This window comes from uncultured Chitinophaga sp. (assembly GCF_902168175.1).
GTDB lineage: Bacteria > Bacteroidota > Bacteroidia > Chitinophagales > Chitinophagaceae > Chitinophaga.
The window spans coordinates 1-8,689 of record NZ_CABHOU010000062.1 but is presented as its reverse complement, the minus strand read 5'-3'; the positions used below and the strand labels follow the sequence as shown (position 1 = coordinate 8,689).

Annotated in this window: 6 protein-coding genes and 1 pseudogene; 4 read left to right on the top strand and 3 right to left on the bottom strand. The window is 49.3% G+C overall.

Annotation, left to right across the window (positions count from 1 at the left end):
* From QZT80_RS13540 to QZT80_RS13525, 4 genes and pseudogenes are all read left to right on the top strand, one after another.
* Positions 1-1,695 (top strand): annotated as a pseudogene (locus QZT80_RS13540) (TonB-dependent receptor); the annotation flags it as partial.
* Positions 1,696-1,712: 17 nt separating this feature from the next.
* Positions 1,713-3,176 (top strand): RagB/SusD family nutrient uptake outer membrane protein, encoded by a 1,464-nt coding sequence (locus tag QZT80_RS13535; RefSeq protein WP_295122615.1) that lies wholly within the window; start codon positions 1,713-1,715, stop codon positions 3,174-3,176.
* Between the two features lie 12 nt (positions 3,177-3,188).
* Positions 3,189-4,343 carry a TlpA disulfide reductase family protein gene (locus QZT80_RS13530; RefSeq protein ID WP_295122613.1) on the top strand — a complete coding sequence of 385 codons (1,155 nt, stop codon included), beginning with the start codon at positions 3,189-3,191 and terminating at the stop codon, positions 4,341-4,343.
* A gap of 18 nt (positions 4,344-4,361) precedes the next feature.
* A complete protein-coding gene (locus QZT80_RS13525) occupies positions 4,362-5,471 on the top strand; it encodes a TlpA disulfide reductase family protein (RefSeq protein WP_295122611.1) in 1,110 nt (369 codons plus the stop codon).
* A 70-nt stretch (positions 5,472-5,541) separates the two neighbouring features.
* Here the strand turns inward: QZT80_RS13525 and QZT80_RS13520 are convergent, their stop codons facing one another.
* From QZT80_RS13520 to QZT80_RS13510, 3 genes are all read right to left on the bottom strand, one after another.
* Positions 5,542-6,147: an alkylphosphonate utilization protein gene (locus QZT80_RS13520; RefSeq protein ID WP_295122610.1), complete on the bottom strand. Its 606-nt coding sequence runs from the start codon at positions 6,145-6,147 to the stop codon at positions 5,542-5,544.
* 49 nt (positions 6,148-6,196) lie between these two features.
* On the bottom strand, positions 6,197-7,882 hold the full coding sequence (locus tag QZT80_RS13515; RefSeq protein WP_295122608.1) for a beta-xylosidase: 1,686 nt from the start codon (positions 7,880-7,882) through the stop codon (positions 6,197-6,199).
* An 82-nt stretch (positions 7,883-7,964) separates the two neighbouring features.
* Positions 7,965-8,689, bottom strand: a 725-nt coding sequence (locus QZT80_RS13510) for an AraC family transcriptional regulator (protein WP_295122606.1), incomplete at its 5' end; no start/stop codon positions are given.

The following is an 8,689-nucleotide window of genomic DNA, read 5'->3' as shown; positions in this document are numbered from 1 at the left end:
TACTCGGGCAAGTATGGTGGTTATCCTTATCTTTTTAATGCGGCCAGTCTGATCATTCCTAATGGTACGCTCACTATCCGCGATACGCGTTACACAGATTACCTGACGTCGAACACCATCAACTTCCGTAAGTCATTTGGTAAACACTCCGTGTTTGCACTGGCAGGGCAGGAGTGGGGTAAACGTACCACAGAGGTGAACACTGCTGATATGTTCAATGTATTGCCGGGCGAACGTAATGCCGGTGCAGCCAAATCTTATGGCAGCGCTATTTATGCAGCGTACTATACCCCGGCTACTCCGGCGCCAGGGCCAGTTGGCAGCTACCAGGAGCGGGCTACCTTCTCGGTTTTCGGGCAGGCAGATTACAACTACGATCAGCGCTACTACGCTTCCGCTTCGGTACGTACAGATGCGACTACGAACTTCGGCCGCGATAAACGGTACGGCACGTTCTACTCCGTAAGCGGCGGCTGGTTGCTTTCCAACGAAGGGTTCCTGGCGGGCAATGATGTAGTAAATAACCTGAAGCTCCGCGCCGTATATGGTACGTCCGGCCGCGATCTTGGAGATGGCTATTTAAATACCACTTTTTATACCGACGGACCGCGTTATGGCAGTGCCAATAACGTAGGTTCCAATATCTCCCAACTGGCTAACCCCGGCATTTCATGGGAAACTATGTACAGCACTAATATCGGGCTGGACGCAGGACTCTGGAACAGGATAGACGCTACCATCGATGTTTACCATAAAAGAAGCGCAGGTTTGCTGCAGAATGTAAGCCTGACCTCTGCACAGGGCTCATTAAACCAGTACCAGAACATCGGGGAGATCATCAACAAAGGCCTGGAAGTCATGTTGAATGCACATATTGTGAAAACAACAGACTTTAACTGGTATTCGAACTTCAACATCAGCTTTAATAAAAATGAAATATCCGCGCTTTACCAGGATTCGCTGCGCGATAGTTATTCCGGTGTGTATTACAGGAAGATAGGAGAGGATATTAACGTGATTAAAGCAATACAGTACGTGGGCATCAATCCTGATAATGGTAACATCATCCACCGTAACTATGACGCTACAGGTAAAGCAGTAGATGTACAGGGGATAGGCAGCACCACGAACCTGGCCAACTGGACACCCGTAGGTTCTGCCACGCCTAAGTTCTTCGGTGGGTTTACCAATACGTTTAAATACCGCCAGTTCACGCTCAGCGCCGAATGGTGGTTCCAGTACGGTAACTATGTGATGATGTCGCTGGTAAACAATTTCCAGTCGCCTACCGCACCAAGGCTGGGCAGGAATAACGTGAACTTCGGCAGCAACCAGCATGTATGGCAGGGCCCTGGCGATACGGAAGCCAATTACCCGGATGTGTTCAGCACCAGCCCGAATGGCTGGAGTGCGCTTACTTTCCGCTCTTCCCGCTTATGGGGTAATGCCAGCCATATGCGCCTGCGAAATGTACGCTTCAGCTACGAACTGCCGCGCAAATTGATTCAGAAATGGCGGTTACAGCAGTTCTCCGCCTATGTAAGCGGCGATAACCTTTGGGTGTTGAAGCATAAAGACTTTGTGGGTGCAGATCCTGAAGGGGCAACGCTGAGCAGCAATACCGCTTATGGTGGTGTAGGCACTGGCTTTGCTAATCCACGCAGGTTCCTGGCAGGCATTAATGTAGGTTTCTAATTTTAAACTGTAAGAAGATGAAATTATCGGCACTGTATATATTCGCATTAGCGGCAGTAGTATCGGGCAGCAGTTGTAACAAGCAGCTGGACGACCTCCGCCCGCACAACGTAACGTACGAGGACCAGCAGTTCTCCTCGCCGCAGGGGTTTACCAAAGCGCTATGGGGCGCATATGCTTCCATTGCAGGCGGCGCGGTAGCCAGCTCGTTCAACTACAACGATATCACATTATTCCTGTCCGAAGCACATGGTAATAATATCCGCGCACTGGATGCCGGGGTAAACAAAAACACCAACGTGTTCAATTACCTCAACTCCGCGGAAAAAGACCTTTCGTACACCTACGAATACTGGCGGGGAAGTTACACGGCCACGTTGCTGTTGAACAAGATCCTCGCTAACGTAAAGGCCGAAGAAACAAATGCAGACATCCTGCAGGTAAAAGGCGAAGCCTTATTCTTACGCGCCTACGTATACTTTAACCTGGTACGCATTTACGGCAAACCTTACTACCAGGACGCCGCGAACAGTCCGGGTGTGATGTTGATTACCACCGACAATAACGGTATTGGTTTTGCTCCACCGCGTGCTTCCGTAAAAGCCGTATACGACCAGGTAATTGCCGATCTGCAAACTGCACTGCCTTTGCTGAAGGCCGCCAAAGGGAACAGTTATGCTACCCGCTATGCTGCCTTTGCTTTACTGTCAAGGGTGTACCTTTATATGGGCGGCACCTTCGCCCAGCCCGACAATGCAGCTAACGCAAAAGCTAAGGAGTATGCCGATTCGGTAATCCTCCGCGGAGGCTACACTTTGCTGCAGAACACGGCCTATACTGCTTACTATAGCACAGATGCGCCGGGTAATAAAGAAGATATATTCGCGATAAACACCCAATACGCCAACGGACTTATCAGCAACCTGTACGCCATGCCTTCGCAGATCAACTACTCCGGTGGTTTGTATCGCCCGTCGCCCGACCTGTTAAGCCTTTTGCAACCAAACGATTTGCGTAACAAGTTTTATGTAAAGAACGTAACACCTGGTAATCCGAACGATTCGGTAGCGTCTGTGAAGTACATGCTGGGTTATGTATCGCTGTACAGTCCCTCGCCTCACCGTTACCTGCGACTGGCCGAAGTATACCTGAACCGCGCAGAAGCGGCGGTAAAAGCGGGCGATAATGGCGCGGCGCTGATCGATCTGAACGTTATCCGCTCGCGTGCGGGCATTGGCGACACCTCCAATATTACAGGCGAAGCGCTGTTCCGGGAAATACTGAAACAACGCCGCATCGAATTAGCGTTCGAAGGCCATTCGAGTTACGATTACTTCCGTAACGGCCTGCCGATGATACGCAACTATACGTCCGGCAGTTCAGGGGTGATGACCGTACAGGCAAACGACCCGAAAGTAGTATTAAGACTGCCCTCAGATGAAATTTCCGGCAATGGTAACCTTTCTCAGAACGAACAATAAACAAGCTGATATATGAACAAGCTATTCTCCATCGTCCTGCTCTCATTGGCCGCCCACCAGGCGACCGCACAGCAGCAGTTTACCCTCACAGGCAAGTACACCGGCAGTGCGCTTCCTTACATCTACCTGCAGTACGCCAATGCCAAAGGCGTGTATGTAAAAGACAGCAGCGCCATTAAAGATGGCCGCTTTTCCTTCAAAGGGGAGATAAATGGCCCGGGAAACTGCAGCCTGAGCGGCCGTACGGTCAGCCGCGGCATGGACGATCCCAATACGCATTACTTCTTCCTGGAGCCCGGGAACATCACTGTTGATGTAAAAGAGAATGCGTTCAAGGAAGCGAAGATCAAAGGTGGGCCCATTCAAACAGAAATGGATGCGCTGAATGTGCAAAAGGCCCCGCTGAAGAAGCAATGGGAGCCGTTCTTTAAGTCGCTCGATTCGGTGAATAAGATCAGTAATTTCAAGTTCCAGGAAATGAAGGAAGGGTTGAAACCTTACTACAAGGAAATGGAAAAGATCGATTTTGCTTATATCGATAAACACCCGGGTACTTACTACAGCGCCTACCTGCTGAGGGGATATTCTTATTCCTTACCTACCGAAAAACTCCAGGCTTATTACGACGGCCTGGATGCAAAGCTGAAATCAACGGTAGCTAAAGGTATGGGAGATGAGCTGGAACGCAGGAAGATAGGCGTTCCCGGTACAAAAGCTTTCGCTTTCGCCACTACCGATATCACCGGCGCGCCGTTTAACCTGGCCGATTATAAAGGGAAGTACGTACTCATCGACTTCTGGGCCAGTTGGTGTTTGCCCTGCCGTAAAGGTAATCCGCATCTCAAAAATCTATATGCACAGTATAAGAACAAAGGTTTTGAGATCGTAGGTGTTTCCGATGACGATAGTAAACCTGACGCCTGGAAGAAGGCGGTAGAAGAAGATGGCATCGGCATCTGGAAACATGTACTGCGTGGTATGGACAGGGAGAAGCTGATGGCAGGGATATTTAACCCTAAAGACCTCAGCAAACAATATGGCATCGCCAGCCTGCCCACTAAAGTATTGCTCGATCGCGAAGGTAACATCATTGGCCGCTTCGAAGGTGGCGACAGGGATGATGAAAAGATGGATGCGCAGTTGAAATCACTTTTAGGTAATCATTAAATCACACAAAATAATCCGATGAAAAATACCATTAAACTGTTGTTACCCGCACTGGTTATGAGCGCTACAGCAGCCAATGCACAGGCAATAATCGAAGGAAAGATAAAAGGCCTGGAAGCAGGCACTAAAGTATACATGCAACCATTGACCAGCAGCGGTAAGGTAGATTCTACAGAAGCAACAGCAGGTGCTTTTAGTTTGCAGGCATCCGCTGAAACCGGCGATATTTATCTTTTAAGAGTAGGTAAAGACCGTACAGCGGAAAATGGTTCCCTGCTTTTTTACCTCGAACCAGGTAAACTGCAGGTTACTGGCAACGGCCCGCTGCTAAAGGACATCACTTACAAAGGCCCTGCTTACGCCGCTGATCTTAACAGCCTCAACGCACTGAGCAAACTTCCGGTGTTTAAAGAGAAATCTGCATTGTCCAAACAGATGAACGAAGCGTATAAAGTAAAAGATACCGTGCTGCTCGCAAAGCTACAGAAGGATTACCCGAAGCTCGATTCCTCTGCTAATCTCGTGTACGAAGCATGGATCGATAAACATAAGGGCTCTCCGCTGAGCGCTTTTGTACTTTCTTTTTACCTGCGTTACAGGGATATGGAGAAGCTGGAAGCCCGTTACAAAGAACTGGAGCCGTCCGCAAAGAAGAACGCCGTAGCGAAGAAGATGCAGCATAGCATAGACGCTGCAAAAGCGACCGCTATTGGAAAGTTAGCCCCTGAGTTTACGCAGAACGATACATTGGGCAAACCAGTAGCACTGAAAGATTTAAGAGGTAAGTATGTACTGATCGACTTCTGGGCAAGCTGGTGCGTGCCATGTCGCCATGAGAATCCTGCGGTGGTAAAGGCTTTTAATGAATATAAGGATAAGAACTTCACCGTGCTGGGCGTGTCGCTTGACAGGCCGGACGACAAAGACAAATGGATCAAAGCCATCCACGACGATGGCCTTACCTGGACGCATGTATCTGACCTCAATTGGTGGGATAATGCCGTGTCGCGCTTGTATGACATTCGCTCTATTCCGGCTAACTACCTTTTAGATCCCGAAGGGAAAATTGTAGCGAAGAACCTGCGAGGTGAGGATCTGGAGAAGAAACTGGCAGAAGTGTTAAAGTGATAGGTTTCATCTGTACATAAAAAAAGGGCAGCCGTACAAGCTGCCCTTTTTTCAATTTCTTATGAGATGATTATCCTTGTTTTCTCACATACTTCGTGAGTATCACAATCACCTGTCCCTCTATCTTTCCTTCGATCTGTTCTTTATTTTCTTCTACCAGGCGGATGTTTTTTACGACGGTACCCATTTTAGCATTGAGGGTAGAGCCTTTAACATCCAGGGATTTGATAAGTACTACCGAGTCGCCGCCCTGTAATACCGCGCCGTTGCAGTCTTTGTGCAACTCCACGGCCGAATCGTTTTCATGATCGCCGGTGGCTTTTGCCCATACCAGCGTATCGTCGGCCAGGTACATCATATCCAGCAGGTCGGCAGCCCAGCTTTCCTGTTTCAGTCGGTGCAGCATACGCCAGGCCGTAACCTGTACGGGTACTACTTCGCTCCACATCGCTTCTGAAAGAACGCGCCAGTGACTGCTGTCCAGTTCTTCTTTCTTTTCAAGTTGCGCCAGGCATTTGCTGCAAACGAGAATGTGAATATCATCACCACTGCCGGGTGCATGCGGTACTTCATAAGGGCTTAAACCTTCGCCAGACTGGCAAAGCTCGCATTTATGCTCACTTCTTCTGAGTAGTTGTTCTTCCAGTTTCATATCAAACGAATAAATCAGGCGCAAAGGTAACATTTTGATATTTGAAAAATTGGAATAACAGGCCTCCTCTTTTTTACCATTCTATCTTTAACAAAGAAACTGCCTGCCGCGGCAGGCTTATACTAATCGCAGCGTCCTGCAACTGCTGCTTTTTAAAAGAGGTTGGTTTGCCCATAGTAGCCAGTTGCCCCGCCTTTTCCAATGTCGCTATTTGCTGCGCTGTCGGTTTTTGGGGAGAGCCCATCTTTTTCCATACAGTATAAGAATTACTATGCTCCTGGTCGATGCGGTACTCAGTTACTTTATAAGCGGTGGCCGGGATACCAGTTACGTTTACCCGTACTTTTTCCGGCCCGGTAAGGCTATCGGCATCGTGGTAGTTCCATACCATTACAGTAGCGGATTTCCCGTTTTTAGAAGCCAGTACGCCGATGTCCGGGCGGTTGCGGATAGCGGAAGCCAGGATCGTGTCGAGGGGGTACATCCTGTCGCTGGTCGATTTTACCAGCGTACCGTGCATGAGGCCGAACATGCGAAACACATTCAGTACTGGTTTGTCTACCCCATTTGTAGCCAGGTCGCGGAAGCCGAAGAACCAGGGCTGATCTTCGAACTCAAACGACCAGGACACGGCGCCGGCCAGGTTTGCATTATGACGTTCCGCCAGTTCATACTTACGTGCGAATGAAGCGGCAGTGTAACTTGAATACATGGTGCCATTGCGGTACGCATTGGACGGATTGGTAGCCATACCGCAGGCGGCGCAGCCTTCCGGGTCCGATTCGCCAACGATCAGCGGGAGGTTAGCCGTTTCAGGGAAACTTTTGGCCATCAGCATGCCCGCCTGTATATCTTTTAATTGTGGTGCCATGTTCATCCAAACAACGCCGTTATTCAGCTTCGGTTCGCCTTTTGCATGAAACAGGAAAGCTTCGAGGGGTGAGCCTTTTTGCCCGGTGGCATAGTTTGTTTCGTACAGGCAGTGACGTATAAACGCGTCCATCCATTCCTTCGCACCTTTGCTTTTAGTGCCAGCCACGTTAAGTCCGCCTATACGGGCAGTGGGCAGGGCTTTCTTCAGGCCGTCGGCCGCGTAGTCGTACAGTTTAAAGAACTCTTCGCGGGTGCCTTTGAAGTAATAGTTAGGTTCGTTCCAAACTTCCCAGTACCAGCTTTCCACTTCCTTTTGGCCATATCTTTCCACGCTGTGTTTTACCCACTGGTACACCAGTTCGCGCCATTTGTTATAGTCTTTGGGAGGATAGGCCCATCCGGTAAAGATATCATCATATTTATCACCTGGTTTCCAGTAATGGCGGTAAGGTTCGGGTCGCGTACTCATCGCCTGCGGCATAAACCCTATCTGGGCGAGGGGTTTCATGCCGCGATCGATGTAAGTATCGAAAATGCTGTCTACAATACGCCAGTTGTAAATAGGATTTCCCTGCGCATCTTCTTTGTAAGCATCAGTGGAACCCCATTTAAGTGCCGCCGTACCGTCGCCCGTGCATAAAAGGGAGTGTGCGCGCACATATACAGGGGTTGGGCTTAACGCGGCTATTTCTGTAAGCAGCTTTTTACCGTCTTTCATGTACGTGTAGTTCGGCTCATCATAGCCAAACCAGGCCCATATAGGTTTCATGGGGCCTTTTTCTTCTGTAAGATGTACGCTGATGTTGGCAGCTGGCTGCTGCGCCTGTAACGTGCTGCAAAAGGGTGACAAGAGTAGTAATCCGGTCAGGATGCGGATATATTTCATAACGATCGTATTTAGACAAGTTCTCCCATCAAAATAGAAAACAAAATCAACAACCGCAACATTTAGTGTTAACCTGACACTTTTAGTGTGTAAGACTCTTACGGTAAGCCCCGGGCGTTGTGCCCATCTTTTTCTTAAACATCCTGGAAAAATAGAACGCCGATTCAAAGCCCGCATCAAAAGCAATTTCCTTTACCGCCTTTGGCGTGGTGGCCAGTAACTGCCGCGATTTCTCCATCCGCAGCTCCAGCAGGTATTGGTGGGGTGGCATGCCGGTGTGCGATTTAAACGCTTTCCTGAAGTGCGAATAACTTACCTGTAACTCTTTACACAACGCATCGAACGAAATTGCCTGCGACATATGTGTACGCATATACTGCATGGCTTTATTCACCAGCTGTGCGTGTAGCGGGTCTTCCTGTGCAGTTTCCTGTTTGCCGTAAAATTGTACAAGTCCCAGCAGGTGCATCACAGCGCTGCTGATTAACGGCTGGTAACCCGGTAACTCATCGCCGGTTTGGCCGATCATATCGTGGAACAGCTGCATCACGTTTTGCTGGTAACCGATATGGTAAAGTGGTTTCTCTTTGCTGAAAAATTGCCGGCGTAACAGGTTATCCAGCACCGGGCCTTTACATCCTGCCCACCATTCGTCCCATCCCGCCTCGGCATCGGGTTTGTAACGGTGCCATTCGTAAGGGAACAGCAGTAATATAGTACCTTCTTTAACCACCGTAGGCGCACAACTGGCCGATTCAAATATGCCTTTGCCCCGCGAGATGTAGATCACCTGGAATTCCTGCAATA